The organism is Cupriavidus taiwanensis, assembly GCF_900249755.1.
Taxonomy (GTDB): Bacteria; Pseudomonadota; Gammaproteobacteria; order Burkholderiales; family Burkholderiaceae; genus Cupriavidus; species Cupriavidus taiwanensis_D.
On record NZ_LT976854.1, the window covers coordinates 1,427,990 to 1,453,234 of the forward strand.

The 25,245-nt window shown below is 68.9% G+C and carries 25 protein-coding genes; 15 read left to right on the forward strand and 10 right to left on the reverse strand.

Annotated features, from left to right (window positions below; all coding sequences use genetic code 11):
* Window positions 1-33 precede the first annotated feature (33 nt).
* A complete protein-coding gene (locus CBM2594_RS22110) occupies window positions 34-756 on the forward strand; it encodes a GntR family transcriptional regulator (protein ID WP_012356354.1) in 723 nt (240 codons plus the stop codon).
* Window positions 757-768: 12 nt separating this feature from the next.
* Here the strand turns inward: CBM2594_RS22110 and CBM2594_RS22115 are convergent, their stop codons facing one another.
* On the reverse strand, window positions 769-1,497 hold the full coding sequence (locus CBM2594_RS22115; RefSeq protein ID WP_116358903.1) for a BON domain-containing protein: 729 nt from the start codon (window positions 1,495-1,497) through the stop codon (window positions 769-771).
* 158 nt (window positions 1,498-1,655) lie between these two features.
* Window positions 1,656-2,324 carry an alpha/beta hydrolase gene (locus CBM2594_RS22120; RefSeq protein WP_116358904.1) on the reverse strand — a complete coding sequence of 223 codons (669 nt, stop codon included), beginning with the start codon at window positions 2,322-2,324 and terminating at the stop codon, window positions 1,656-1,658.
* A 367-nt stretch (window positions 2,325-2,691) separates the two neighbouring features.
* On the opposite strand from CBM2594_RS22120, the gene CBM2594_RS22125 reads away from it, so the two are divergent.
* Window positions 2,692-5,157 (forward strand): DUF3772 domain-containing protein, encoded by a 2,466-nt coding sequence (locus CBM2594_RS22125; RefSeq protein ID WP_116358905.1) that lies wholly within the window; start codon window positions 2,692-2,694, stop codon window positions 5,155-5,157.
* Window positions 5,158-5,188: 31 nt separating this feature from the next.
* Here CBM2594_RS22125 and CBM2594_RS22130 read toward each other — a convergent pair whose 3' ends face one another.
* Window positions 5,189-5,701 (reverse strand): MarR family winged helix-turn-helix transcriptional regulator, encoded by a 513-nt coding sequence (locus tag CBM2594_RS22130; protein WP_116358906.1) that lies wholly within the window; start codon window positions 5,699-5,701, stop codon window positions 5,189-5,191.
* A gap of 66 nt (window positions 5,702-5,767) precedes the next feature.
* On the opposite strand from CBM2594_RS22130, the gene CBM2594_RS22135 reads away from it, so the two are divergent.
* From CBM2594_RS22135 to CBM2594_RS22165, 7 genes are all read left to right on the forward strand, one after another.
* The gene (locus tag CBM2594_RS22135; RefSeq protein ID WP_116358907.1) at window positions 5,768-6,268 is read left to right on the forward strand and encodes a carboxymuconolactone decarboxylase family protein; all 501 of its coding nucleotides are present in this window, start codon (window positions 5,768-5,770) and stop codon (window positions 6,266-6,268) included.
* Window positions 6,265-6,726, forward strand: a complete 462-nt coding sequence (locus tag CBM2594_RS22140; protein WP_116358908.1) for a GNAT family N-acetyltransferase — start codon at window positions 6,265-6,267, stop codon at window positions 6,724-6,726. Before CBM2594_RS22135 ends, CBM2594_RS22140 begins: the two co-directional genes overlap by 4 nt.
* Window positions 6,723-7,340 (forward strand): FMN-dependent NADH-azoreductase, encoded by a 618-nt coding sequence (locus tag CBM2594_RS22145; protein WP_116358909.1) that lies wholly within the window; start codon window positions 6,723-6,725, stop codon window positions 7,338-7,340. The genes CBM2594_RS22140 and CBM2594_RS22145 overlap by 4 nt, the downstream gene beginning before the upstream one ends.
* A 114-nt stretch (window positions 7,341-7,454) precedes the next feature.
* A complete protein-coding gene (locus CBM2594_RS22150; protein WP_116358910.1) occupies window positions 7,455-8,342 on the forward strand; it encodes a LysR family transcriptional regulator in 888 nt (295 codons plus the stop codon).
* Between the two features lie 54 nt (window positions 8,343-8,396).
* The gene (locus CBM2594_RS22155; protein ID WP_116358911.1) at window positions 8,397-9,512 is read left to right on the forward strand and encodes an NAD(P)H-dependent flavin oxidoreductase; all 1,116 of its coding nucleotides are present in this window, start codon (window positions 8,397-8,399) and stop codon (window positions 9,510-9,512) included.
* 168 nt (window positions 9,513-9,680) lie between these two features.
* Window positions 9,681-10,031, forward strand: coding sequence for a mechanosensitive ion channel protein MscS (locus CBM2594_RS22160; protein ID WP_116358912.1), 351 nt, complete (start codon window positions 9,681-9,683; stop codon window positions 10,029-10,031).
* Between the two features lie 11 nt (window positions 10,032-10,042).
* A complete protein-coding gene (locus CBM2594_RS22165; protein WP_116358913.1) occupies window positions 10,043-10,627 on the forward strand; it encodes a class I SAM-dependent DNA methyltransferase in 585 nt (194 codons plus the stop codon).
* Between the two features lie 256 nt (window positions 10,628-10,883).
* On the opposite strand, the gene CBM2594_RS22170 is transcribed toward CBM2594_RS22165, so the two are convergent.
* The 4 genes from CBM2594_RS22170 to CBM2594_RS22185 all read right to left on the reverse strand — a co-directional run bounded on the left by CBM2594_RS22170 (window position 10,884) and on the right by CBM2594_RS22185 (window position 17,245).
* Complete coding sequence (locus tag CBM2594_RS22170) at window positions 10,884-14,000, reverse strand: efflux RND transporter permease subunit (protein WP_116358914.1); 3,117 nt, start codon at window positions 13,998-14,000, stop codon at window positions 10,884-10,886.
* 6 nt (window positions 14,001-14,006) lie between these two features.
* Window positions 14,007-15,167: an efflux RND transporter periplasmic adaptor subunit gene (locus CBM2594_RS22175; RefSeq protein WP_116358915.1), complete on the reverse strand. Its 1,161-nt coding sequence runs from the start codon at window positions 15,165-15,167 to the stop codon at window positions 14,007-14,009.
* 2 nt (window positions 15,168-15,169) lie between these two features.
* Entirely contained in the window at window positions 15,170-16,618 is a 1,449-nt protein-coding gene (locus CBM2594_RS22180) for a TolC family protein (protein WP_116358916.1), read from the reverse strand.
* 216 nt (window positions 16,619-16,834) lie between these two features.
* On the reverse strand, window positions 16,835-17,245 hold the full coding sequence (locus CBM2594_RS22185) for a cobalt-zinc-cadmium resistance protein (protein ID WP_116358917.1): 411 nt from the start codon (window positions 17,243-17,245) through the stop codon (window positions 16,835-16,837).
* A 324-nt stretch (window positions 17,246-17,569) separates the two neighbouring features.
* Between CBM2594_RS22185 and CBM2594_RS22190 the strand changes: the two genes are divergently transcribed.
* From CBM2594_RS22190 to CBM2594_RS22205, 4 genes are all read left to right on the forward strand, one after another.
* Window positions 17,570-17,800, forward strand: coding sequence for an antitoxin of toxin-antitoxin stability system (locus tag CBM2594_RS22190; RefSeq protein ID WP_198048188.1), 231 nt, complete (start codon window positions 17,570-17,572; stop codon window positions 17,798-17,800).
* Complete coding sequence (locus CBM2594_RS22195) at window positions 17,793-18,152, forward strand: type II toxin-antitoxin system PemK/MazF family toxin (protein ID WP_116358919.1); 360 nt, start codon at window positions 17,793-17,795, stop codon at window positions 18,150-18,152. The genes CBM2594_RS22190 and CBM2594_RS22195 overlap by 8 nt, the downstream gene beginning before the upstream one ends.
* 123 nt (window positions 18,153-18,275) lie before the next feature.
* Entirely contained in the window at window positions 18,276-18,881 is a 606-nt protein-coding gene (locus CBM2594_RS22200) for a nucleotidyltransferase domain-containing protein (protein WP_116358920.1), read from the forward strand.
* A complete protein-coding gene (locus tag CBM2594_RS22205) occupies window positions 18,844-19,305 on the forward strand; it encodes a hypothetical protein (protein ID WP_147310443.1) in 462 nt (153 codons plus the stop codon). The genes CBM2594_RS22200 and CBM2594_RS22205 overlap by 38 nt, the downstream gene beginning before the upstream one ends.
* Before the next feature lie 14 nt (window positions 19,306-19,319).
* On the opposite strand, the gene CBM2594_RS22210 is transcribed toward CBM2594_RS22205, so the two are convergent.
* The 3 genes from CBM2594_RS22210 to CBM2594_RS22220 form a co-directional block, all read right to left on the reverse strand.
* The gene (locus tag CBM2594_RS22210) at window positions 19,320-20,951 is read right to left on the reverse strand and encodes a rhodanese-related sulfurtransferase (RefSeq protein WP_116358922.1); all 1,632 of its coding nucleotides are present in this window, start codon (window positions 20,949-20,951) and stop codon (window positions 19,320-19,322) included.
* Window positions 20,948-21,565 (reverse strand): cysteine dioxygenase, encoded by a 618-nt coding sequence (locus CBM2594_RS22215; protein WP_116358923.1) that lies wholly within the window; start codon window positions 21,563-21,565, stop codon window positions 20,948-20,950. The genes CBM2594_RS22210 and CBM2594_RS22215 overlap by 4 nt, the downstream gene beginning before the upstream one ends.
* 108 nt (window positions 21,566-21,673) lie before the next feature.
* A complete protein-coding gene (locus CBM2594_RS22220) occupies window positions 21,674-22,885 on the reverse strand; it encodes an acyl-CoA dehydrogenase family protein (protein ID WP_116358924.1) in 1,212 nt (403 codons plus the stop codon).
* Window positions 22,886-23,091: 206 nt separating this feature from the next.
* Here CBM2594_RS22220 and CBM2594_RS22225 point away from each other — a divergent pair, with 206 nt between their 5' ends.
* Both CBM2594_RS22225 and CBM2594_RS22230 read left to right on the forward strand, forming a co-directional pair.
* Complete coding sequence (locus CBM2594_RS22225; protein WP_116358925.1) at window positions 23,092-24,189, forward strand: LLM class flavin-dependent oxidoreductase; 1,098 nt, start codon at window positions 23,092-23,094, stop codon at window positions 24,187-24,189.
* 36 nt (window positions 24,190-24,225) lie between these two features.
* Window positions 24,226-25,242, forward strand: a complete 1,017-nt coding sequence (locus CBM2594_RS22230) for an ABC transporter substrate-binding protein (protein WP_116358926.1) — start codon at window positions 24,226-24,228, stop codon at window positions 25,240-25,242.
* The last annotated feature ends 3 nt before the right edge of the window (window positions 25,243-25,245 follow it).

Below are 25,245 nucleotides of genomic sequence, written 5' to 3' on the forward strand. Positions count from 1 at the left end.
AGAATGGCACCACGCTAATGACAGGGACCTTGCATGCAACCTACGGACGGCACCGGCGCGGCCGCCGCCCCGCTCCTGCCCAAGGTGGTGCGCCAGCGGCTGCACGACACCGTGGTCGACCACCTGCGCAACTTTATCGTCGAAGGGGTGCTGGCGCCGGGCATGAAGCTGAACGAGCGCGAACTGTGCGAAACGCTCGGGATCTCGCGCACGCCGCTGCGCGAGGCGCTCAAGGTGCTTGCCGCCGAGGGGCTGATCGAGATCTCGCCCAACCGCGGCGCCAGCGTCTCGCGCATGAGCGAGGCCGAGGCGTGGGAGGCGTTCGAGCTGATGAGCGGCCTGGAGGCCTTTGCCGGCGAGCTGGCGTGCGAGCGCATCACCGCACCCGAACTGGCCGAGATCAAGGCGCTGCATTACGCCATGCTGGCCTGCCACGCGCGCAATGACTTGCCGGGCTACTACAGCCGCAACCAGGAGATCCATGACCGCATCGCCGCGGCGGCGCGCAACCAGACGCTGCTGCAGACCTACCTGACGCTGAACCGGCGGCTCAAGGCGATGCGCTTTCGCTCCAACCACCAGACCGACAAGTGGGACCGCGCGGTGCACGACCACGAAGAAATGATCCGCGCGCTGGAAGCCCGCGACGGCAAGCGCCTGGCGTCGATCCTGCGCCAGCACCTGCTGGAAAAGCGCGCCGCGGTGATGCAGATCCACCCCGATCCGGCCAGCGCGCCTGCCGTGCCCAACGCCTAGCGCGGCACGTTGTCAGCGCCGCGTCGCCAGGATGCGGTAGCCGCGGGCGCAATGCTCCTGCGCCGCGGCGCGCGCTTCATCCGGGTCGTCGAACAAGCCGGCCTGGGCGATCCCCGGCACCAGCACGGCCTCGCCGGACTCCGCGCCCAGGAAGCGCCCGTCGCGCGACTGCACGATATACAGCACGTCCGACGCGACCTCTCCCACCGGCTCGCGCCGGCCGGCCGACTGGCCCAGTTGCCGCTGGCCGGGCACCCTGCCCGTGCCCGCGTCGCGCTGCCCATCCTGCGCACCGCCCGCGCGGCGCGCCACCTGCAGGTTGTTGCGGACCTCGTTGACGCCGAGCACGTCCTCGGCCAGCTCTTCGATGCGGTACTTGATGCCGCGGTCGGCCACGGTGCCGGTCAGCGTGACGATGCCAGAGCCCACGTCGACGGTCACATCCGAGACGTCGTCGTCGGCGTGCGCCAGCCGTTCGCACAGGTCGTCGCGGATGCGCGCGTCGGTGCGCTGGTAGTTCTTGGGCAGCCGGCGCGATGCGGTGCGCACCGGCGCGCCGGGACGGTAGCGGTCTTCCGGCCCCTCGCCGTCTTCCGTGCCATAGCGCGCCTGGCCGTAGCCAAAGCCTGCGCCGCCCGGATTGCCGCTGCGCCAGTGGTGTGCCTGGCGGGTATCGCCGGGCTCGCCGTAGCCCCGGTTGCGCCACGTTTCCCTGATTTCCGACGGTGGATAGTCTTTCATGGATAGCCTCCGATCTGGACGCATGGGATGCGTCATGCCTGGCGCCATCTGTGGCGCCGTGTCTGCTATCGGTAGCATCATCCATGCCTCGCGCCGGGCCGCGGCGCGGCGCGGCACCATGCCGGCGTGCCGCGCAACCGCGGGGAGAAACGAAGTTTTTACATGGTCGCGCCGTGCGCGGGCCGGTCGAGGTAGCCGCCGACGATGCGAACCAGCAGCGGCAGCTTGCCGGTGAAGAAGTGATCCGCGCCCGGCACCACTACCACCGGCAGCGCCTGCGGCCGCGCCCAGTCGAACAAGGCGGCCAGCCCGGCGCGCTCGTCGCGCTCGCCATGGACCACCAGGCAATCGGCCGGCACGGCGGGCGTGTCGTAGCTGCGATGGCCTTTCACCACGCCATACGGGGTGCCGGCAAGCACCAAGTGGCGGATCGGCACGGCTTGCGCCGCCAGCGCGGCGGCCACATGCGTCATGACGAAGGCGCCGAAGGAAAAGCCGGCCAGCGCCAGCGGCAGGCCGGGATGCGCCTCGCGCAGATGCGCGACCACCGCGAGCATGTCCTGCGTCTCGCCGCGCCCCTGGTCATGCGCGCCGCCGGAACCTTCCACGCCGCGAAAATTCGGCCGCACGGTCAGGTAGCCGCGCGCCACCAGCGCCTTGGCCAGCTGGTGCGGCACCTTGTGCGTGGCCGAGCCGCCCAGCAACGGATGCGGATGGCCCACCACGGCAATGCCGCGCGGATTGCCCGCGGGCCGGTCGAGCAGCAGTTCGATCGGTCCGGCTGCGCCGTCGAGCCGGGTCTTTTCGGTGCCTGAAGCAACCGCCATGCGTTCTCCTGAAGATGTCGGGAAGGATGACAACGGGCCGCGCACGGCCCGAAGTCCGTGATGTTACTGCGATGGCAGCGGGCATGCCGGCGCTCGGCAAGTGCACCCACGGATGCGTATCAATTTGTCACAGTGTGCCCGATCCGCCGCAGTATCCGGCGGGGTGGCGCATGCGCTTTCCTATAATTTCGCGAATCGCGGCAGGCCGGTTGCATCGGTCCCGCCGCGGCCAGCCGCTGCGATGCCCCTGCGCGATCGCATCCGGCCTGGCCACCCCATGCGCCGGGAGGATCGCCAGCGAGCAGCGGTCCCCTCGCGTGATCATCGCCGGCATCCCGGCCATTCCCGCATCCGACGAGATTCCGCCATGAGCAACGTTTCACGGCTCGCACTGGGCCTTGCGCTCGCCGCGCTATGCCAGCTGCTGCCAGCCACCTTGCCCGCCGCGAGCGCGGCGCCGGCATCCGAGGCCGCTTCCGCGACCGAGGCGCAACAGCCGCCCGCCCTCACGCACGCCGAAGCCACCGCCGAACTCAAGCGCCTGCAGACCGAGCAGGACCGCATCAAGCAGCGGGCCTCGGACCCCGAGGGCAACACCAAGCTGGACGAGCTGGACCATGACCTGCACCAGCTCGACGCGGAGGTCGACAAGCTGTCCGCCGCGCTGGCCCCGCAGCGCGACCAGCTGCAGGCGCAGCTTGACGTGCTGGGCCCGCCGCCGTCCGACGGCATCACCAGGGAAGCACCGGCCGTGGTACGGCAGCGCGCCGAGCTGAATGCGCGGCGCATGCAGCTCGATGCGCAGCTCAAGCAGGCGGCCGAGAGCAAGGAGAATATCGCCAACCTGAGCGGGCAGATCGGGCGGCTGCAGCGCAGCCAGATGAAAGACCAGCTGGCGCTGCGCTCGGACAGCATCCTCAACCCGCAGTTCTGGAAGCCGATGGTCAGCCCTGCCGCCGAGGACCGCGCGCGCATGGCCGCGTTCCTGGACCAGGTCGTGCCGATGGTGCAGCTGGCGTGGCAGCCGTCGCAGCGCGCCGCCACCATCGCGCTGCTGCTGCTTGCGCTGGGCGTGTGGCTGCTGGGCAAGCGCCTGGCCGAACGCGCGCTGGCCTGGTTCTGCCTGAACAAGCTGCCGCCGACCCGGCTGCGGCGCAGCGCCCTGGCGCTGGCCACCACGCTCGCGACCGTGGCCACCACGGGGCTGGCGGTGCAGATCGTCTACAACGCCTTCACGCGCAACTATGAACTGCCGCCGGACCTGATGACGCTGTACGGCGGGCTGGTCAAGCTGACCCTGACCAGCGCGCTGATCGCGGGCCTGGGGCGCGCGCTGCTGTGCACGCGCCACCCCTCGTGGCGGCTGCCCGCGCTGGCCGATCCCGTGGCGCGGGCGATGAAGCCGTTCCCCGCGGTGCTGGCCGGGCTGTTGCTGCTGGCCGGCACGCTGGAACAGCTCAACCGCATTGCCGATACCAGCGTGCAGGTCACGCTGCTGGGGCGCGGGCTGGTCTCGCTGGTGGTGGTGCTGACCATCGGCGCGGCGCTGCTGCGCGCCAACCGCGTGCGCAACGAGCTGGCGGCGGCGGGCGAGCAGCCCGAGGCGCGCGCCACGCTGGCGGGCATGATCCACGCCGGCGTCACGCTGATCGTGATCGTGTCGATGGTGGCGCTGCTGGCCGGCTATATCAGCTTTGCGCGCTTCCTGACCTATGAGCTGGTCTGGTTCGACATCGTGCTGTGCAGCCTGTACCTGCTGACCCAGGTCACGCGCGACCTGTTCGAAAGCCTGTTCTCGACCCAGCACACCAGCGGGCAGGTGATCAAGCAGCTGTTCGGGGTCGACGATGCGCGCCTGGAACAGACCGCCACCATCCTGTCCGGCATCGGCGCCAGCCTGTTGCTGCTGCTGGCCGTGGTGGCGCTGCTGACTGGCGGCTTCGGCACCACCCCGGCGGACCTGGTCGACAGCCTGGTCACCGTGCTGGGCGGCGAAAAGCTGCGCAGCCTGAACATCATGCCCGAGCGCATCCTGAACGCGCTGGTCGCGCTGGGCGTGGGCATCTGGCTGCTGCGCACGGTGCGGCGCTGGCTGGATGCGGAGCTGCTGCCCAAGCTGTGCATGGAGCCGGGGCTGCGCGCGTCGCTGATCACGCTGTTCAGCAATGTCGGCTACGTGCTGCTGGTGCTGCTGACGCTGTCGCTGCTGGGCGTGCGCTGGGACAACCTGGCGTGGATCGTCAGCGCGCTGTCGGTCGGCATCGGCTTCGGCCTGCAGGAGATCGTGAAGAACTTCGTGTCGGGGCTGATCCTGCTGACCGAGCGCCCGGTCAAGGTGGGCGACATGGTCAGCATCGCCGGGGTCGAGGGCGACATCCGACGCATCAACGTGCGCGCCACCGAGATCCAGTTGGGCGACCGCTCCACCGTGATCGTGCCCAATTCGCAGCTGATCTCGCAGAACCTGCGCAACGTCACCATGAGCAACAGCACCCAGGGGGTGGCTTCGCTGCAGCTCACCTTCCCGCTGAACACCGACCCCGAGCAGTTGCGCGACCTGCTGCTCGACGTCTACCGCGAAAACGAAAGCATCCTCGACGTGCCCGCGCCGTCGGTGATGTTCAGCCAGCTCGCGCCCAACGGCATCACGCTGTCGGTGACCGGCTATGTCGGCAGCCCGCGCATCGCCGCGGCCACGCGCAGCGACCTGCTGTTCGAGATCCTCAAGCGGCTGCGCGCCGAGGGCATCTCGCTGTCGGTGCCGCAATCGCTGCGGCTGGAGAACATGCCGCCGTTCGGCCCGGAGCCGGAGCGCGCGCTGGCAACCGGCTGAGGCTCCGCGGCAGCGCCGCCATGCCTGGCCGCTACAACGCGGCCGCCGCCGCGGCGTCTTCCACCGCCACCGCCACCAGCCAGCGGCGGATCACCTGCTCTTCCTGAGCCGACAGGCCCGCCGCGAGGCGGGCCTCGTTGGCCATGACCCGCTCGCGGCACTGTCCCAGCAACGCCTTGCCCCGCGCCGACAGCGCGATGGTCTGGATGCGGCCGTGCACCGGATGCGGCGTGCGCTCGATATGCCCCGCCTTCTCCAGGTTGCCGACGATCACGCTGACGGTCTGCGGCGTCAGCAGCGCCAGCCGCGCCAGGTCGGCTCCCGACAGCCCCGGATACGCGCCCAGCATGGTCAGCACCACGAACTGCGGCGGCGTCACGTTCAGGTCCGCCAGCGCCCGTTCCATGCGCAGCCGGTTGGCCGCGCCGGCCTGGCGCAGCAGGTAGCCAAGGTGGCCGCTTTCGCCGCGCTTGCCTTCGCCGGGCGCCGGCACCGCAGTCGGGACCGCGGCCACGGCGCCGCGCTTGTTCGCTGTCTTGCGCATAATGTCAGAACTCTTATATTATGTTCGTGCTCTGATATTAACCCGGTCCGCCGAAGGAGGCCAGCAATGCCAGACCCGCATGCCAGCATGACGTTCGATTCATTCACCCGCGCCGCCCCCGCCGTGTACGCGGCGCTGCGCGCGCTTCGCACCGCCGTGGACGACTCGGGACTCGACAAGCCGCTGACCGAGCTGATCAAGGTGCGCGTGTCGCAGCTCAACGGCTGCGCCTTCTGCCTGCAGTTCCACCTGAACCTGGCGCGACGGCATGGCGTGGATGCGCGCAAGCTTGACCTGGTCGCGGTCTGGCGCGAGGCCGGCGTCCATTCCGCGCGCGAGCAGGCGGCACTGGCCTGGGCCGAGGCGCTGACGGTGCTGGGCGCCACCGCGGGCGCCGGCGCGGAACACGAGCGCCAGCAGGCGCTGGCGCGCGTGCGCGAGCATTTCAGCGAAGCCGAGATCCCCTACCTGGCCGCTTCGATCGCCGCGATCCAGGCATGGAACCGCATTGCCGCCGGCCTGCAGTTTCCGCCGCCGCCCGCGGAACCGGCAGGGAGTGCCGCATGAACGCCGCCACCGCCCCGCACACCGGACTCCGGCATGTCGACAATGACAGCGAAGTGGCCGCCTGTTTTGCGCTGATGCGGCAATTGCGCCCGCACCTGGCCTCTGCCGATGAACTGGTGGCGCGCTGGCGCCGCCAGGCGGCCACGGGCTATCGCCTGCTGGTGCTGTGGGACCAAGGCAAGCCGGTTGCGCTGGCCGGCTGGCGCCTGCAGGAGAACCTGGTGCGCGGCGTGCACGTCTACGTCGATGACCTCGTCACCGACGCCGACGCGCGCAGCAGCGGCCACGGGCAGCAAGTGATGGACCGGCTGAAACTGGAGGCGCGCCAGGCAGGCTGCCGCTCGCTGGTTCTCGATACGCCGCTGGCCAACGTGCTGGGCCACCGCTTCTACTACCGCAACGGCCTGCTGGCCGGCGCGCTGCATTTCCATTTCCCGCTGGAGGACAACCACCGATGACTACCTTGCTTCACCTCAGCGCCAGCAGCCGCGGCGAGGCCTCGAACAGCCGGCAGGCTGCAGCGCGCCTGCTGAAGCAGATCGGCGCCGGTTCGCTGCGCGTGATCGAGCGCGACCTGGCGCGCCAGCCGCTGCCGCATCCGGACCGGGCCACCGTCGAAGCCAGCCTGATGCCGCCCGAGCAGCGCGGCCCGGCCGAGCAAGCCGCGCTGGCGCTGTCGGAAACGCTGATCGCCGAGCTGGAATCGGCCGACGCCGTGCTGATCTCGACGCCGATGCACAACTTCACCGTGCCGTCGGCGCTCAAGGCGTGGATCGACCTGGTGGTGCGGCCCAACCGCACCTTCCGCAACACGCCGGCCGGCAAGGTCGGCATGCTGGCGGACCGGCCGGTGCTGGCGCTGGTCTCGTGCGGCGGCCCGTTCCGCGAAGGCCCCGGAAGTCAGCAGGATTTCCTGACGCCATACCTGAAGTATGTGTTCGCGGCAGTCGGCATCACACAGGTGGAAGTGCTGCGCATGGAACGCATGAACTGGGGGCCGGACTTCGCACAAGCGGGGCTCGACAGCGTACTTGCGCCGGCAGGCTGGCCCCGGGAGATGGCGCCGGCCTGAGCGTGCGCCGCGGCAGGGGGGATTTCTTTATATTCTCATATGGAGAATTTTTGTATTACTATATTCTCCAGTTGAGAATATTGAAGTCCCCCCATCCACTCCCTGCCGCGCCCGATGGAACTGGCTGAACTCGAAATCTTCCGCGCCGTCGCCACGGAGCAGAGCATCACCCGCGCCGCGCGGCTGCTGGACCGGGTGCAGTCCAACGTCACCACGCGCGTCAAGCAACTGGAAGAAGCGCTGGGCGTGGCCCTGTTCCAGCGCGACAGCAAGCGCATGCTGCTGACGCCCGAGGGCCACCGGCTGCTCGCCTATGCCAACCAGATGCTGGCGCTGGCGGAAGAAGCGCGGCAGTCGGTGCAGGGCGCCGCGCCGTCGGGCCGCCTGCGCATCGGTACCATGGAAAGCGCCGCCGCCAACCGCCTGCCGATGCCATTGGCACGCTTCCACGCGGCCTGGCCCGGCGTGGAGATCGAGATCCGGACCGGCACCTCGCGTGCGCTGGTCGATGCCGTGCTCGACCACCGGCTGGATTGCGCCGTGGTCGCGCATCCGGGCGAAGGGCCGGCGCGCGCGGCCGACATGGACGAACTGGCCCCGGGGCTCGAAGGCACCTACCTGTTCACCGAACACCTGCAGCTGGTGCTGCCGGCCAGCCACCCCAAGGTGCGCGGGCCGAAGGATGTGGCATTGCGCCGCCTGGCCGCCTTCCCGAAGGGCTGCACCTACCGCCAGTGCGCCGAAGCCTGGCTGGCGCAAGGCAGCGACGATATGCGCCAGCGCCTGGCCATCACCGAGATGCCGTCGTACCACGCCATGCTGGCCTGCGTCAGCGCCGGCACGGCGATGGCGATCCTGCCGCGCTCGCTGCTGGCGCTGCACCGCGACGCCGTCGACGTGCAGACCGTGCCGGTGCGCGCGGTGCACACCTATATCGTCAAGCGTGCCGGCTATGCCACGCACGCCTGCGACGCCTTCGTGCGCGAACTGCGCGCTGGCTGACCCAGCCGTCCCACCTTCCGCACCATCGCCATCGACCCTGACCAGGAGCGCCAAGTGACCCACTCCCCCTCCACCGCCGACCGGCTGCCGCTGCTGCGCAGGCTTGGCATCCGCACCCCGATCATCCAGGCACCGATGGCCGGTGTCAGCACGCCCGCGCTGGCCGCGGCCGTCACCAATGCCGGCGGGCTCGGTTCGCTCGGCGTTGGCGCGATGGACGCCGAAGCCGCGCGCAAGTCCATCCGCGAGACCCGCGCGCTGACCAGCGGGCCGTTCAACGTCAACGTGTTCTGCCATGCGCCGGCCGTCGCCGATGCCGCGCGCGAGCAGGCATGGCTGGCCTACCTCGCGCCGCGCTTTGCCGAGTTCGGCGCGACCCCGCCGGCGACGCTGCGCGAGATCTACCGCAGCTACGTGACCGACGACGCCATGCACGCGATGCTGCTGGAAGAACGCCCGGCCGTGGTCAGCTTCCATTTCGGGCTGCCCGATGCGGGCCGGATCCGCGCGCTGCGCGATGCCGGCATCGTGCTGCTGGCCAGCGCCACCTCGCTCGATGAAGCGCGCGCCATCGAGGCCGCCGGCATCGACGCCATCGTTGCGCAGGGCATCGAGGCCGGCGGGCATCGCGGCGTGTTCGACCCGGCCGCCGTCGACGAGGGACTGGGCACCTTGGCACTGGTACGCGTGCTGTCGACGCAGACCCGCGTGCCGGTGATCGCCGCGGGCGGCATCATGGACGGCGCCGGCATCGCCGCGGCGCTGGCGCTCGGCGCGCAGGCGGCGCAGCTCGGCACCGCCTTCATCGCCTGCCCCGAAACCATCGCCGACGGCCCCTACCGCGACGCGCTGCTGCAGCGCAAGCGCCCGACCGTGCTGACACGCGCCATCTCCGGGCGCCATGCGCGCGGCCTGGCCAACCGCTTTACCGAACTGGGCGCGGCAGCCGGCGCGCCCGCCACGCCCGACTACCCCACCGCCTACGATGCCGGCAAGGCGCTGCACGCCGCCGCCAGGGCGCGCGGCAGCGCCGACTTTGCCGCGCAGTGGGCCGGCCAGGCCGCGCCGCTGGCGCGCGCGCTGCCGGCGGCGGAACTGGTCGCGGCCCTGGCCGGCGAACTCGCCGCCAGCGCGCGCGGGCTCGGCGCGCTGGCCGAAACGCTGGGGTAAGCCGTTTTGGACACGCCGCTTTACCGCGTCTTACACTCGGTTAAAAATGGCGGTTCCCAGAAGCCGCGGTTACAAAGCTAACAAGTCGGCCCGTGCGCCGAAACACCTTGAACGCCGGTTTGCGTCCATCATTCAGGAACACAAGCTGTGCATCACAAGGAGTTCCAAATGCGCCCCTCCACCCGAATCGTCGCCGCGGCGGTGCTGGCCGCATCGCTGCTAGCCGCCGGTTCCGCGTCCGCGCGCGGCCGGCACCATCACCACGGCGGCTCCAACGCCGGTGCCGTGCTGGCGGTCGGCGCGCTCGCCGGCCTGGCGCTGGGTGCGATGCTGGCCTCGGGTCCGGTCATGGCGGCGCCGGTGGCGCCCCCGCCCGTCACCTACGCCCCCGCGCCGGTTTCGTACGCCGCGCCGGCGGTGCCGCCGGGCTATTGCTACCGCGACTACGACCGCGCCTACGTGCCGTGCGGCCCGCAGCCTTCCGGCTACTACCGCGAGGCGCCGTACTACGGCTACTGAGGGCTGCCGCCATGCCGGTCGACCGCGACTATTTCGCCGGCCTGTACGGCCGCAATGAAGATCCCTGGGGCATCGGCACGCGCTGGTACGAAGCGCGCAAGCGCGCCCTGCTGCTGGCCACGCTGCCGCGCGAGCGCTTCGCCCGCGCCTTCGAGCCCGGCTGCGGCGGCGGCCACCTGAGCGCGGCGCTGGCGCCGCGCTGCGATGCGCTGGTGGCAATGGAACTGGCCGAGACCGCGGCCGAGCAGGCGCGGCAACGGCTGGCACCGTTCCCGCACGCACGCGTGCTGACCGGCGAACTGCCGCAGCAATGGCCGGAAGGCAGCTTCGACCTGATGGTGTTTTCCGAACTGGGCTACTACTTTCCCAAGCCGGACTGGCTGGAAGTCGCAGCGATGGCCGCGCGCACGCTGGCCGACGACGGCGTCATCGTCGCCTGCCATTTCCGGCACCCGTTCACCGAGCAGCAGATTACCGCGCAGGCGGTGCATGAAGCGATCGGCGCGCAGCCTGGGCTGTATCGGCATATCCACCATCTGGAGCCGGACTTCATGCTGGAACTGTGGACGCGGCAGGCGGAGATGCGGCTGGCGTAGGTTGAGCGATGGGAAAGAAAAACGCCCCATGCAAGGCACTGCTTGCATGGGGCGTTGTCTTTCTGGAAAAGCAGATGGCCAAGCACGCAGCGCCATCATTGACTGCTTGCCGGCTCCCTCTCCCGCTTGCGGGAGAGGGTTGGGGTGAGGGCCCGGAGTCTCCACGAAGTGCGGCCGGTGGTATGCCTGCGCCCTGCCCTCACCCCCGGCCCCTCTCCCGCGAGCGGGAGAGGGGAGCAAACACGCGGTTCGGCAACTACACCGGCACGTCCCGCGTCGGGTCCGGCTTGCGGTCATCGAACCAGCGATACAGCGTGGGCACCATCACCAGCGTCAGCAGCGTCGACGTAATCAGCCCGCCGATCACCACCACCGCCAGCGGCCGCTGGACTTCCGAGCCGGGACCGGTCGAGAACAGGAACGGCACCAGCCCCAGCATCGCGATGGTCGCGGTCATCATCACCGGGCGGAACCGCTGCGTTGCGCCCTGCACCACCGCGTCATCGAGCGACAGGCCCGAGTCGCGCAGCGTGCGGATATACGACACCAGCACCACCCCGTTCAGCACCGCCATGCCCCACAGCGCGATAAAGCCCACCGACGCCGGCACCGACAGGTATTCGCCGGTGACGAACAGCCCGATGATGCCGCCGATCGATGCGAACGGCAGCACCGTGATGATCAGCGTGGCAAAGCGCAGCGAGTTGAACAGCAGGAACAGCAGGAAGAAGATCGCGGCGATGGTGACCGGCACGATGATCTTCAGGTGGCCCATGGCGCGTTCCATGTTCTGGAACTGGCCGCCCCACTCGAGGTAGTAGCCTTCGGGCAGCTTGACCTTGGCGTCGGCGGCCTGCTGCAGCTCGGCAACGAAGCCGCCGAGGTCGCGGTCCTTCACGTTGATCATCACCACCACGCGGCGCTTGGCCATTTCGCGGCTGATCTGCGCGGGACCGTCGTTGACCTCGATGCGGGCCACGCTCTGCAGCGGCACCTGCATGCCGTCGGGCGTGTTCACCAGCAGCTGGCGGATCGCCTGCACGTTGTTGCGGAACTCCTCCGGCAGCCGCACTGCTGCGGCAAAGCGGCGCTCGCCTTCGAAGATGTCGGTGGCGCGCTTGCCGCCGATGGCGATCTCGATCACGTCATGGATGTCCGACACGTTGAGCCCGTAGCGCGCAATCGCCTGCCGGTCGATCTCGATCGACAGGTACTGCTGGCCCGACACGCGCTCGATGCGGATGTCTTGCGAGCCCTGGATGCCGCCGGCCACGCGCGCGATCTCGCCCGCCAGTTCGCGCAGCTTGTCGAGGTCATCGCCGAACACCTTCACCGCCACGTCGGAGCGCACGCCGCTGACCATCTCGTCAACGCGGTCCGAGATCGGCTGCGCCATCACGATCTGCACGCCCGGTATCGCCTTGAGCTTTTCGCGGATGGCGTTGGCGATATCGTCCTGGGTCCAGCCGTCGGGCCACGCGTCGCGATCCTTCAGGCTGGCGATCGGGGTCGATTCGTTCTGGCCCTGCGGGTCGGCCGGGCTTTCGCCGCGGCCGACGCCGGACACCACCGACTTCACGCCCGGCACGCTCAGCACCAGCTTGTTGGCTTCCTTCTCCAGCTTGATCGACTCTTCCAGCGAGATATTGGGCACGCGGTCGATCGCGGGCACGATCGAGCCTTCCTTCATCTCCGGAATGAACGAGGTCCCCAGCAGCGGCACGATCAGCAGCGTGGCGATGAAGGCGCCGACCGCGCCCAGCACGGTCTTGCGGCTGTTGCCCAGCGCCCAGTGCAGCAGGCGCAGGTAGTGGCGCTTCATGAAGGCAATCAGGAACGTGTCATGCTCGGCGCCGCCCTTAAGCAGGTAAGACGACAGCACCGGCGACAGCGTCAGCGACAGGAACAGCGAGATCGCCAGCGCGATCGAGATGGTGAACGCCAGCGGCGCGAACATCTTGCCTTCCATGCCCGACAGCGTCATCAGCGGCAGGAACACCAGGATGATGATGCCCACGCCGACGATCACCGGCGTGGCCACTTCCTGCACCGCCTTGACCAGGATCTCGGTCTTGGTCAGTCCGGGCTCCTTGTGGCCGAGCCGCTCGAACGCGTTCTCGACCACCACCACCGAGCCGTCGACCATCAGGCCGATGGCGATCGCCAGCCCCCCCAGCGACATCAGGTTGGCGGAAAGCCCGGCCTCGTTCATCACCATGAAGGTCAGCAATGGCGTCAGCACCAGCGTGGCCAGCACGATGACCGACGAACGCACGTCGCCCAGGAACAGGAACAGCACGATCACCACCAGCACCACGCCTTCGAGCAGCACCTTGGTCACGGTCCACAGCGCGGCGTCGACCAGCTCGCTGCGGTCGTAGTACGGCACGATCTGCAGCTTGCCCGGCAGCATGCCGCGCTCGTTGATCTCGGCCACGCGGGCCTTGACGCGGCTGACCACTTCCTTGGCATTGCCGCCGCGCATCATCATAACGATGCCGCCGACCGCCTCGGTCTGGCCGTTCTTGACCAGCGCGCCCTGCCGCACCTCATGGCCGATGGTGACGTTAGCCACGTCGCGCAGATACACCGGCGTGCCGTTGACCTCCTTCAGCACGATGCTGCCGAGGTCGTCGACGCCCTTGGCCAGGCCGACGCCGCGGATCAGGTACTGCTCGGCGTAGTGCGGCAGCACGCCGCCGCCGGAGTTGGCGTTGTTGCGCGCCAGCGCCTCGTAGACCTGCTGGATCGAGATCTGGTAGTGGCGCATGCGCTCGGGGTTGACCAGCGCCTGGTACTGGCGCACGTAACCGCCCTGCGAGTTGATCTCGGCCACGCCGGGGATCGAGCGCAGCAGCGGGCGCACCACCCAGTCCTGGGCGATGCGGCGCTCGGCCAGCTCTTCCTGGGTCAGTTCGCGGTTGCCGTCGTCGGCGCGGTCCAGCGTGTACTGGTAGACCTCGCCCAGGCCGGTGGAAACCGGCCCCAGCACCGGCGACACGCCTTCCGGCATGCGCCCGCCCACTTCGATCAGCCGCTCCATCACCAGCTGGCGCGCGAAGTACACGTCAGTGGCATCGGTGAACACCAGCGTGATCAGCGACAGGCCCGCCTTGTTCAGCGACCGCATCTCTTCCAGGCCGGGCAGGCCGGTCATGGCCATTTCCACCGGCACGGTGACAAAGCGCTCGACTTCCTCGGGCGAACGGCCCGCGGCTTCGGTGGCGATCTGCACCTGCACGTTGGTCACGTCCGGGAACGCATCCACCGACAGCTTGGTGGCAGCGCGCAAGCCGAAGAAGAACAGCACCACGGCAATCACGCACACCACCAGCCGCTGCTTGATGGCGGCTTCGACTAGGGATTTCATCATGGTCGATTACCCTTGCTCGAGGCGCTTGCGCTCGTTGTCCAGGTGGAAGGCGCCCTCGACCACGATGCGGTCGCCGGCCTTCACGCCGTTCTGGACCACGCGCATGCCGTCGCTTTCCGCGCCCAGCTTGACGCGGGTCAGGCGGTACTTGTTGCCCGGCATCTCGACATAGACCAGCTCTTCATTGCCGTCGCGCACCACCGCCGCGGCCGGCACCACCAGCTGGTCCACCGGCTTGCCGGCAATCAGCATGCTGGCCAGCATGGCGGGCTTGAGCCGCCCTTCGCGGTTCTCCAGCTCGGTACGGACCAGCACGGTGCGCGATTGCGGGTTGACCGTGCGGCCCACGTAGATCAGCTTGCCGGTGATGGTCTGGCGCCCGGCGCCGTTGCCGAGCGACGGCACCTCGATCTCAACGCTCTGGCCTTCGGCCACCTGCGCGGCCTGCTGCTCGGGCACTTCGGCCACCACCCATACGCGCGACAGGTCCGCCACGGTGTAGAGCGCGTCGGCAGGCTGCACCACCTGGCCCTGCGCCACGTTGCGCTCGACCACGGTGCCGCTGATGCTCGAATACACCGGCGAATGCGAGTTGATGCTGCCGCTCTTGGCCAGCTGCGCGATCGATGCGGCCGACATGCCCAGCACGCGCAGCTGGTCGCGGTAGGCGCGCATCTCGGCCGAGGCGATCGCCAGTTCGCTCTCGCGGCGCTGCAGTTCGCCGCGGCCGATCACGTCGGCGGCAAACAGCTGGCGCGCGCGCTCGGCGTTGCGGCCCTGCAGCTCGGTCTGGGCCTCGCTCTTCAGGAACGCCATCTGCGCCGCGCCCAGCTCGCTGCTGTGCAGGCGCGCCAGCACCTGGCCGGCCTTCACTTCCTGGCCCAGCGTGGCATAGAGGTCGGTCACGCGGCCGGTCACGCTGGCGCCGATGCGCGAGACGCGCTGTTCGTCGAAGTCGATGCGGCCGGCCACGCGCAGCATCTCGCTGAACGGGGACGTGGCCACGGGTGCCACCTTCAAACCCTTCTGCAGGTTGCCCTCGGGCTGGATCACGCCGGGCGGCAGCTTGGGCGCTTCGGCGACCGGTTCTGGTTTGTCGGAGCAGGCCGCCAGGCTGAACGTCAGGACGGCGGCGGCCGTCAGCGAAAGCAGGAAATTGGGACGCATGGTTATTTCTGTTCGATGTTGGATGTCGGCTGCAGGCCCGGCGCGGCGGTGGCGCCCGGGGCGGTCGACATAAGCTTTTCGATCTGGATCGCGGCCAGCTGCAGGTCGTACTGCGCGGCGATCAGCTCATTGCGCGCGCCACGCAGCACGCGCTGGGCATCGAGGTAGTCCAGGATGCCGCGCTCGCCGAAGCGGTAGGCCGCCTCGGCCACGCCCAGCGCCGACTCGGCCTCGCGCACGATGCCCGACTCCAGCGCCGTCACCTGGGCCTGGTTGATCTCGTACTGGCGGTAGGCCGCTTCCAGCTCCTGCGTCAGCTCGAACTCGCGCATCTCCAGCGCGCTGCGCGCCTGCGTGGCCTGCGCCGTGGCTTCGCCCACCGGGCCGCTGCGGCGGTCCCACAGCGGGATGGTCAGGATCAGGCCGATCTGCGAGACGTTGTTGTCAGGCTGGCGGTCGGTGCTGGCGCGTAGCGCCACTTCCGGCCAGCGCAGCGACTTCTGGTAATCCACGCCCAGCTGCGCGCGCTCCAGCTCCATGCGGCGCTGGACCAGTTCGGCGTTGCCGGCGATCATGGTGTCGCGCAGCGCCTGCAGCGGCGGCATGTCGGGCGACTGCCCCAGCGTGCCCGCCAGCGAAAACTGCCCCGCCATGGCGCCGCCCACCTGCTGGCGCAGCGCGGCCTTGGCCTGGTTCACGCGCAGCTCGGCGGTCTGCTGGCTCTTCTGCGATGCCAGCAATTCGGTCTCGGCCTTGATCAGCTCGTAGCGCGGGGCCTCGCCCACTTCCACGCGCAGCCGTGCGCGCGAATGGATCTGCCGCATCATCGCCAGGTCTTCCTCGGCGGCGTGCAGCTCGCTCTCGCGGCGCAGCACGTCGTAGTAGGCGGTCTTCACGCGCGCGGCCAGGTCGGCGCGAAAACCCTGTCGCAGCGCCTGCGACGATTCCAGCCCGCGCGTCGCCATGGCCTCGCGCAGACTGCGCTGGTGCGGGTAATCGAACTTCTGCACCACCGCATAGCTGGGCGCATTGCCGCTGGCCACGCCCGGCTGCTTGCCGGACATGCGGCCATACATCACCTCGACCTGCGGATTCGGATAGGCACGGGCACTGCTGATGGCGGCGCTGGCGGCATCGACATTGGCTTCGGCGGCGGCCACGCCCTTGTTGGTGGACTGCGCCAGGTCGAGCAACTGCGGCAGCGAATAGGCGGGTCCGGCGGCGGCAGCGCCGGCAGCGGGAGTTTTCGGTACGGCGGCGGCCGCCAGGATGGCGGCGCCCGGCAGCGGCGCGGCAGCCGGCTTGGCCAGCGGTGCGCGGGCCGCGGGGGCGGCACCGGCCAGGTCCGAGGCCTTCGCGGACGCCGCGCCTTGGGCGCCGGCGTGGGCCGGGGCCGAGGCAAGCGCCATCAGCGAAAGCGACGCGATCAGGGTCAGCTTGGTTGTTGTCATGAGTCGGGAAAGCAAGCGATACGTCTGCCTCTCGCCACGCTGCCGCCCGCCCTGGGTGAAGCCGTCTCGGGGACGCCATCACGGCAGGACGCACAACGGCGGCGGCATGCCTGCGCGGTCAGGCGGCAGGCAGGCTGGCGATATCAGGCAAGGGGCGCGGCCCGCGAATGGGCGGCTGCATGCGGCAGCGCGCGCGATGCGGGCGCAGGGAAGCGGTCAGGCCAGGGCTATTGGCGGACGGAAAAAGGCCGAAGGCGGAGGATCGGCGCGGCCCGGCGGGCGCTGGGCCACGTCGCCGGAAGGCAGCAGCAGCTTTACCGGCGGCAATGCAAACAGCGCGCTGGATTCTTCGATCTCGTCGAGCAGGTCGAGCGGATCGAGCAGGTCGGCCGACCAGATGTTGCAATACCCGGGGGGCGGGTCATCGCAGATATCGTCGTCGTGCAAGCCGTCGTCGCCGGGCACCACGAGCCGGCCCAGGTCATCGACGGGCTGGGCTGCGGCCAGGTCGATCAGGTCCACCCCCGCCTGCTGCGGCACCGGCAACGCCGCGCGCGCGTCCGCCGCTGCTCCAAAGGAGAGCAGCGACAGGCACATGGCAGTCAGCAGCAGGAACAACAGTCGCATTGGATCGGGGGCATTGACGGCATCGCCGGCGAGCCACGGTGATTCGGGCGGGCGCCGGGATGCTGCAGGACAGCATTGTAACTGAACGATTACGATTGACAGGGAATCGTTACGTTCGTTCCCTTGCTGTAGAGAGACGGGGCGCCTGCAAGGACTTTCAGACTCCTCCAATTTCTGCCCAATTCGGCTCCCAGCTACGCTCTGGTCACTGCTTCCAAACCCCTTAAGCCGGTCTGAGCATCCAATCTGTCGGCCGTTCTGTAATACAAAAATGAGTGACACATGAGCGCTATACTTCCGTATTACCCAAGTACGGAGCCATTCATGCAAGGAACGACCTTGTCCTTCCGCGCCGGCGAAGAGCTGGCCGACCAGACGCGCGCGCTGGCAAAGGCCTCCGGACAAAAGACTTCCGACTACATTCGCGATGCCGTGCGCGAGAAGAACGAACGGGAACTGGCCAGCCGCATCGCGATGCTGTCTCGCAAGCTCTCGGCGAAGCACCTGGTAGCCAACGAAGAGATGGACGGCGCCGCCGGAGACGGTCTTGATTGAACTGAAGCGGGGCCAGGTCTGGGAGGTCGATCTCAACCCCCAGACCCATCGGGAAGAGCCGGCCAAGCGCAACCGGCCAGCGCTGGTCCTACAGACCGACCTGCTCAATGACGCGGGGCATCCGACCACCATTGTCGTGCCCGGGACATCCCAGATCGAGATGGAGAATTGCTTTCCGCTGCGCGTCGCGCTGGGCAAGCTGCCGGGCCTGACCTATGAGACGGACCTGTTGATCGACCAGATCCGAGCAGTTTCCAATCGCCGGTTCATGGGCGGCCGGCCAGTCGCGACATTGGGGACCAATTACATGAGGAAAGTGGAGGAGGCACTGCGGCTCCTCCTCAAACTTTGAGCTTCCCTTCCCTTCAATTCCGGGCGTCACTGCATATCATGCAGTGACAGTGCAGGATATGCATGGTTACTGCATAATACGCAGCGACACTGCACATCATGCAGCAATGGATGGGAGGTTGCCATGCACAACGTACTTTTGGGCGAACTCTTTGGGGGCGAAAAGCGCCTCGCGCTGCTTCGCGCGCTTTACCTCACTCCCGGGAAGCAATACGCCCCAAGCGAACTGGCCCGAATGGCCGGATCCAATACGGGCAATGTGGCGCATTGGCTCAAGCGCTGGACTGACGTTGGGCTGGCTGTCAGGACGCAGGATGGCCGGAACGTCCTGTATCGCGCCTCTGATTCGCCCTTGCTCGCAGGCCTGACGGATATCGTGCGACGCAGCGATGCATGGCTGGAGGATGTGAAAAATGCGCTGCCCGAAGAGGTAGAGGTTGCTGTCGTATTTGGCTCGGTTGCACGCGGCGAGGAAAAGGCGACCTCAGACCTGGACGTGTTGGTGCTGGGCGAGGCACTCAGTGCCATCCGTATCAATGCGGCGCTGAAGTCGGTTGGACGCGAGCACGGCCGGGAAATCCATGCGTCAGTATTTTCCAGGTCCGAGTTCGAGCAAATGCTGGCAGACGGGAACGGCTTCGCGCTCGGTGTGGCGAGCCAGCCGGTGATTGCCTTGAAAGGAGACTTTGCCTATGGCAGCGCGCAAGCCGGCACAACTGGCACTGAATGAGCCGCAGGTCGTCCGCCTGGAGCGGATGCAGAACAAAGTAATGGTGCAAGAACTGCTGCGCGCCGCCGTGCAGAAATTCCAGGACACAACGGTTCAGGGCGTTTCAGACCCGACCAAGTTCGAAGCCGCTTACGATGCGATCCTGTTTGCGGCGCTGGCCGTCTTTGCCGCGCAAGGCTACCGCATTACCGCGGCGCAAGGGCACCACCGTGTGGCGCTGGAAGGCCTGGTGGGATCCCTCGGTGGCAGCCAGCTCCTGCTGGATGAGCTCGATGGCCTGCTGTCGATCCGCAATGAGAAGTACACCGGCTTCGTCACCGTCAGAGCACCGGACATGCGCCTGGCATTGGCTCACGCCAGGCGCATCCTCGATGACACATCCCACTGGCTGCAAGAGCACTATCCGGGCATGCTCAAGACATAGCCCGCCACCGCACCCTACACCACCCTGAACCCATGCGTCCCGTCGCGCTCCAGCTGCGCGATCAACCCGAACTCCCAGTCCAGGTAACCCTGCATCGCCTCGCGCGGGTTGTCGGTGCCTTCATAGGGCCGTCGATAGCGGTCGGTGCGGTCAGAGGCCAGGCGCGTCTCTCCGCTCTCCAGTGGCAGGCCCGCGGCAATCCACGCCTGGGTGCCGCCTTCCAGCACCAACACCTCCACATCGGTCAGGCGCCGCAGGTCCGCGGCGGCAAAGCGTGCCAGCAGGCTGGTGCCGCAGGCCAGCACGTAGCGCCGCGGCCGCGGGATGCGTGGCAGCGCATCAGCCAGTTGAGCGCGAATGACGAAGTACGCGCCGGGAATATGGCGCTTGACGTAGTTGGCGCTGGTGGTGAAGTCGAGGACCGCGGTGCTGCCATCGCCTGCATCGAGCCAGGTGGCCAGTTCGGCCGCAGTGACGGTCGCTACCGGCGCTGGCGTCGGCACCGGTGCGGCGACCGCGCCGGTCTCGCTGCGCTCTGCCGCGGCCACCGGTTCCACCACCCAGACGTCCCAACCCATCTGCGCCAGCCAAGAGCCGGTCATGCCGGCGCGCACGTCGTCATCATCCGCCAGCACGATGCGCGCGCCGCGCACCGGCGCGCTGTGGTCGGTCTCCTGCACCAGCTGCCCGCCCGGCGCGTTGACGAAACCCGGCAGGTGGCCGTCGGCGAATTCCTCGGGGGTGCGCACGTCGAAGCGGTACACGGTGCGGCCGGGCTGCTGCAGCGTGTCCAGTTGCGCCAGCGCGATGCGCCGCACGCCGGCGCGGTCGGCGATCTCGCGCGCGCCGCGGCGGGCACTGTCGCGGTTGGCTTCGCTGACCGCGGCCGGGGCGCGGCGGCTGGCGCCGTGGTCCAGTTGCTGGCCGGCCAGGGTCCAGCCGATGGTGCCGTTGCGCAGCGCCGCCACCGGATTCGGAATGCCCGCGTTCACCAGCGACTGCGTGCCGATGATGCTGCGCGTGCGGCCCGCGCAGTTGACGATCACGCGCGTGCGCGGATCGGGAGCCAGTTCGCGCACGCGCAGCACCAGCTCGGCGCCCGGCACGCTGGTGGCGGTGGGGATGCTCATGGTCTGGTACTCGTCGAAGCGGCGCGCGTCGACGATCACCACATCGGCCCGGCTGTCGATCAGGGCCTGCACTTCCTCGGCCGCCAGCGACGGCGTATGGCGCGCGGCCTCGACCACTTCGCCGAACGACTTGCTCGGCACGTTGACGTCGCGGAACACCTCGCCGCCGCCATCGATCCACGCGCGCAGCCCGCCTTCCAGCAGATGCACGCGGGTATAGCCAAGGTCTTGCAGCACCGCCGCCGCACGTGGCGCCAGGTCGGCGCCGGCATGGTCGCCATAGACCACGACCAGCGTGTCGCGGCGCGGGATGCGCGCCCACGCGTCCAGTTCCAGCCGGGACAGCGGGAAGTTCGTCGCCCACAGCGGGTGCTCCTGCGCGAAGGGGTCTTCCTCGCGCACATCGATCAGTGCGATCTCGTCGCGGTTGCGCAGCGCGTCGCGCACGGCCTCGGGCGACAGCGTCGGGAAGGCCGTCGGTGCCGGCGCGGCCGGCTTGGCGGTAACAGTATTCATGACTGGGCAAGTTCGCGGGAACGGTCCCACGGGTTGGGCAGGGTCTGGTTGGAATAGCCGGAGACAAAGGGCTTGCGGGTGCCGTCCTCGGCGTAGACCGAGCGGCGCACCGCGCCGATATTGCCGCCGTAGACATGGATGCTGACCGAGACGCGGTCGTCGTAGGCGTTGTTGACGCGATGGATATCGCCCACCGCCGGCGACACCGCCTCCACCTGCCCGGGCAGCAGGCGCACGCTGGCGCCGCTGGCAACGGGGCGGCCGTCGGCATCGAGCGCGAACGGCTGCGCATCTTCCGCGCCGCGCAGCATGCCGATCAGGCCCCAGACGGTGTGGTCGTGGATCGGCGTGCGCTGGCCCGGGCCCCAGACAAAGCTGACGATGGAAAAACGCTCGGCGGAATCGCAATGCAGCAGGTGCTGCTGGTAGTACTCGGGGTGAGGCTGGGCCCATGCTTCGGGCAGCCAGTCATCGCGTGCGACCAGCTTCGCCAGCAAGGCCCCGCCTTCACGCAGGATGCGCGGCTCGTCGGGGTGCTGGTCGAGCAGCGCCGCCAGGCCGGTGATGAAATCGCGCAGCGGCGCCAGCGCGTTGGGATCGGGGGAACTGCCCATGGGAATGCTCCGGAGTGTCTCGTTATGGTCGCCGGCCACTGGGGCCGGCCATGCGGCCCTCTGCGGGGCGCTGGCCCCGCAAACATAGCACGGCGGGCGCGGCGGCGCTTACACGCCCAGCTGCGCGCGCCCGGCGGCAAGCAGGATCGAATCGTTCTGCGGCGTATGGATGCGGCTGCACAGCACGTCGCGATAGTGGCGCTCGAGCGGATGATTGCGGCTCAGGCCATGGTTGCCTGACAGCTGCAGCGCCAGCTCCGCGGCGCGGATGGCGTTGCCGGTCACGGTGAACTTCAGCAGGCCGCTGTCGGAGATCGGCGGCGGAGCGCCCGCGTCGGTGCGTGCCGCGGCGTCATCCAGCAGCACCTGGTTGACGCGCAGCAGCGCCGCGATCTCGCCGACGGCTTCCTGCACGCGCGGCAGCGTGGCCAGCGGCGCGCCCAGGCTGCCGGGCGCGCGCTCGCGCACGAAATCGTTGAGCCAGGCCGACGCCGCGCGCGCCACCGCGTCATAGAGGCTGCCCAGCAGCACCACCATCCAGGCCTGCTGTTCGGCGCTGGCGTCGAGATCCGCCTGGCTGGCGCCGGCCGGGGCCCAGGCCGACGGCGCACGGATATCCACCGCGTGGTCCGGCGGAATCCAGACATTGTCGAGCACGGTCTCGTGGCTGCCCGAGGCACGCAGGCCAAGGTGGTTCCAGTTCTCGACGATGCGCACGCCGGCGATGCCGGCCGCCGGCCCCGGCACCAGGAACACGCCGACGCGCGGCTGCGCTTCGTCGGTGCGCGCCCACACCGCAAGCCAGCGCAGCGCCGGGATGCCGGTGCTGTACAGCTTGCGCCCGCTCAGGCGCCAGCCGTCGGCCACGCGCGTCGCCACCGTGGCCGGCAGGCCGCCGCGCGCGGGCGAGCCCAGCTGCGGCTCCACGCGCAATGAGTTGATCAGCGCCCCTTCCCGCACCGCGCTGGCAAAGACCTGCTCGCGCAGCGCCGCCGGCCAGGGCGACTCGGCGCGGGCGATCGCGCGGTGCTGCAGGTAGGTCATGGTCAGCACCAGCGCGGTCGCGGCGTCGCCGCCGGCCACCGCGGCGACGATGCGGCGCGCCTGCGCCAGGCCCGCGCCGCCGCCGCCGTGCGCGCGCGGCACCACCTGCGCAATCAGGCCATGGGCGTGCAGCTGCGCAAAGTTGTCATGCGGGAAGCTGGCCGCGGCATCGTGCGCGGCGGCATCGCCGGCAAAACGTGCGGACAGCATCGCCAGCACCTCGCCAAGGCGCGCATCGCTCTCGGGCAGCCGGCGCAGGGCAGACGTCAGGGACATGGAAGCAAGACTCCGGAAAAAGATGAGGGCGCGGTGCGCACCGAATGCCGCCTAGCGTAGCGCCGCCGGGGCCCGGCGAAAACGATGCTTATTGAATATGGAGCGTCGTTTTTATTCGTTAGCGAAGCCGCGCCGCTGTCGTACTTTGTGCCTCAGCCCCAATCCAACCCCAACCCCAACCCGACACCGATTTCCAGGAGAGCGCAATGAGCGTCGATTTCATCGGCATGATCCAGAGCCAGAAGCAGTCCGAGATCCATCCCGCGTCAGGCCCGGTCATCGATCGCGACTACGTGCGCGCGTTTGCGCAGGCGCATGAACAGGCCGGCTTCGACCGCATCCTGGTGCCGCACCACTCCACCGGCCCTTCCGCGACGCTGACCATTGCCTACGCCGCCAGCGTGACCGAGCGCATCCATTTCATGCTGGCGCACCGGCCCGGATTTACCGCGCCGACGCTGGCCGCGCGCCAGATCGCCACGCTCGACCAGTTCAGCGGCGGCCGCCTGGGCGTGCATTTCATTTCAGGCGGCTCGGACAGCGAGCAGCAGCGCGACGGCGACTTCCTCGACCATGACCAGCGCTATGCGCGCACCGACGAGTACCTGCACATCCTGCGCCGGATCTGGACCGAGCCCACGCCGTTCGACCACGAAGGCCAGTTCTACCGCTTTACCCAGGGCTTCTCCGAGGTCAAGCCGGCGCAGCAGCCGCATGTGCCGATCTATTTCGGCGGCGCCTCGGCCGCCGCGCTGGCCGTCGCCGGCAAGCATGCCGACGTCTACGCGCTGTGGGGCGAGTCGCTCGACCAGGTGCGCGAACTGACCGGGCGCGTGCGCGCAGAAGCCGCGCGGCACGGCCGCACGGTGCGCTTCTCCGTTTCGTTCCGCCCGGTGCTGGCCGAGACCGAGGAGAAAGCCTGGGCCCGCGCCGACCGCATCCTGGAACGCACCCGCGCGCTGCGCGTGCAGGCCGGCTACAGCCGCGGCGGCCCGCAGCAGAGCGAAGGCGCACGCCGCCTGCTGGCAGCGGCGGACCAGGGCGACCGCGTCGACCAGCGCCTGTGGACCGCGATCGCGCGCGAGACCGGCGGGCGCTCCAACTCCACCGGGCTGGTCGGCACGCCGGAACAGGTTGCACAGGCCCTGCTGGCCTACTACGAACTGGGCGTCACCACCTTCCTGATCCGCGGTTTCGATCCGCTGGAAGACGCCATCGACTACGGCCGCGAGCTGATCCCGCGCGTGCGCGAACTGGTGGCACGGCACGACGCCGCGCAAGCGGCACAGCGCAAGGCCGCCTGATCGCATCCCTCAACAAAACGAAGACGGGAATCCCACATGAGCCAGAACAACAACCAGCACGCCGACCCGCGCCGGCGCAGCGTGCTGCGGCTTGCCGGCGCCGCGGCCGTGGCCGCGCCCGCGCTGATCCTGGGCCGGCAGGCCTGGTCGGCGCCGCGCAAGCTGACCTTTGCCTGGAACCAGAATTCCTTTTGCCTGACACCGGTGGTGGTGGCGCAGGAGAAGGGCTTCTTCGAGAAGAACGGCCTGCAGGTCGACCTGATCAACTACAGCGGCTCGACCGACCAGCTGCTCGAATCGATCGCCACCGGCAAGGCCGATGCCGCGGTGGGCATGATCCACCGCTGGCTCAAGCCGCTCGAAGCCGGCTTCGACGTCAAGATCATCGGCAGCTCGCACGGCGGCTGCGTGCGGCTGGTGGGGGCGAAGGCCGCGGGCGTCACCACGCTGCAGCAGCTGAAGGGCAAGACCGTCGGCGTCAGCGACCTGGCGGCGCCGGGCAAGCACTTCTTCACCATCCTGCTGGCCAAGCACGGCATCGATCCCGACAAGGACGTCACCTGGCGCCAGTACCCGGCCGACCTGCTCGGCGTGGCGGTCGACAAGGGCGAGATCCAGGCCATTGCCGACGGCGACCCCAATCTCTACCTGCTGGAAAAGCGCACCAACGGCGCCTACGTGGAACTTGCCACCAACCTGACCGGCGAGTACGCGCGCAAGGTCTGCTGCGTGGTCGGCGCGCGCGGCGAGCTGGTGCGCAACGACCGCCCCGCGGCCACGTCGCTGGCGCGCGCCATCGTGCAGGCCACCGACTATGTCAACGAGAATCCCAACGAGGCCGCCAAGGTGTTCGCCAAATACTCGCCCAAGATCAACCCGGAAGACCTGCGCAAGCTCTACGCCACGCTGACGTACACCCACCACCCGACCGGTGTCGACCTGCGCGACGAGATCGCGTTCTACGCCGACGATTTCCGCCGCATCGGCGTGCTGAAGAAGTCCACCGATGCCAGACGGCTGGCGCAGCATGTCTACGCCAATGTGCTGGGGTAATGC

Bases quoted from the DNA above. Each gene is read 5' to 3' on its own strand.
- CBM2594_RS22110 (WP_012356354.1), top strand. From the start codon at position 34: ATGCAACCTACGGACGGCACCGGCGCGGCCGCCGCCCCGCTCCTGCCC.
- CBM2594_RS22115 (WP_116358903.1), bottom strand. From the start codon at position 1,497: ATGAAAGACTATCCACCGTCGGAAATCAGGGAAACGTGGCGCAACCGG.
- CBM2594_RS22120 (WP_116358904.1), bottom strand. From the start codon at position 2,324: ATGGCGGTTGCTTCAGGCACCGAAAAGACCCGGCTCGACGGCGCAGCC.
- CBM2594_RS22125 (WP_116358905.1), top strand. From the start codon at position 2,692: ATGAGCAACGTTTCACGGCTCGCACTGGGCCTTGCGCTCGCCGCGCTA.
- CBM2594_RS22130 (WP_116358906.1), bottom strand. From the start codon at position 5,701: ATGCGCAAGACAGCGAACAAGCGCGGCGCCGTGGCCGCGGTCCCGACT.
- CBM2594_RS22135 (WP_116358907.1), top strand. From the start codon at position 5,768: ATGCCAGACCCGCATGCCAGCATGACGTTCGATTCATTCACCCGCGCC.
- CBM2594_RS22140 (WP_116358908.1), top strand. From the start codon at position 6,265: ATGAACGCCGCCACCGCCCCGCACACCGGACTCCGGCATGTCGACAAT.
- CBM2594_RS22145 (WP_116358909.1), top strand. From the start codon at position 6,723: ATGACTACCTTGCTTCACCTCAGCGCCAGCAGCCGCGGCGAGGCCTCG.
- CBM2594_RS22150 (WP_116358910.1), top strand. From the start codon at position 7,455: ATGGAACTGGCTGAACTCGAAATCTTCCGCGCCGTCGCCACGGAGCAG.
- CBM2594_RS22160 (WP_116358912.1), top strand. From the start codon at position 9,681: ATGCGCCCCTCCACCCGAATCGTCGCCGCGGCGGTGCTGGCCGCATCG.
- CBM2594_RS22165 (WP_116358913.1), top strand. From the start codon at position 10,043: ATGCCGGTCGACCGCGACTATTTCGCCGGCCTGTACGGCCGCAATGAA.
- CBM2594_RS22170 (WP_116358914.1), bottom strand. From the start codon at position 14,000: ATGATGAAATCCCTAGTCGAAGCCGCCATCAAGCAGCGGCTGGTGGTG.
- CBM2594_RS22175 (WP_116358915.1), bottom strand. From the start codon at position 15,167: ATGCGTCCCAATTTCCTGCTTTCGCTGACGGCCGCCGCCGTCCTGACG.
- CBM2594_RS22180 (WP_116358916.1), bottom strand. From the start codon at position 16,618: ATGACAACAACCAAGCTGACCCTGATCGCGTCGCTTTCGCTGATGGCG.
- CBM2594_RS22185 (WP_116358917.1), bottom strand. From the start codon at position 17,245: ATGCGACTGTTGTTCCTGCTGCTGACTGCCATGTGCCTGTCGCTGCTC.
- CBM2594_RS22190 (WP_198048188.1), top strand. From the start codon at position 17,570: ATGCAAGGAACGACCTTGTCCTTCCGCGCCGGCGAAGAGCTGGCCGAC.
- CBM2594_RS22200 (WP_116358920.1), top strand. From the start codon at position 18,276: ATGCACAACGTACTTTTGGGCGAACTCTTTGGGGGCGAAAAGCGCCTC.
- CBM2594_RS22205 (WP_147310443.1), top strand. From the start codon at position 18,844: ATGGCAGCGCGCAAGCCGGCACAACTGGCACTGAATGAGCCGCAGGTC.
- CBM2594_RS22210 (WP_116358922.1), bottom strand. From the start codon at position 20,951: ATGAATACTGTTACCGCCAAGCCGGCCGCGCCGGCACCGACGGCCTTC.
- CBM2594_RS22215 (WP_116358923.1), bottom strand. From the start codon at position 21,565: ATGGGCAGTTCCCCCGATCCCAACGCGCTGGCGCCGCTGCGCGATTTC.
- CBM2594_RS22220 (WP_116358924.1), bottom strand. From the start codon at position 22,885: ATGTCCCTGACGTCTGCCCTGCGCCGGCTGCCCGAGAGCGATGCGCGC.
- CBM2594_RS22225 (WP_116358925.1), top strand. From the start codon at position 23,092: ATGAGCGTCGATTTCATCGGCATGATCCAGAGCCAGAAGCAGTCCGAG.
- CBM2594_RS22230 (WP_116358926.1), top strand. From the start codon at position 24,226: ATGAGCCAGAACAACAACCAGCACGCCGACCCGCGCCGGCGCAGCGTG.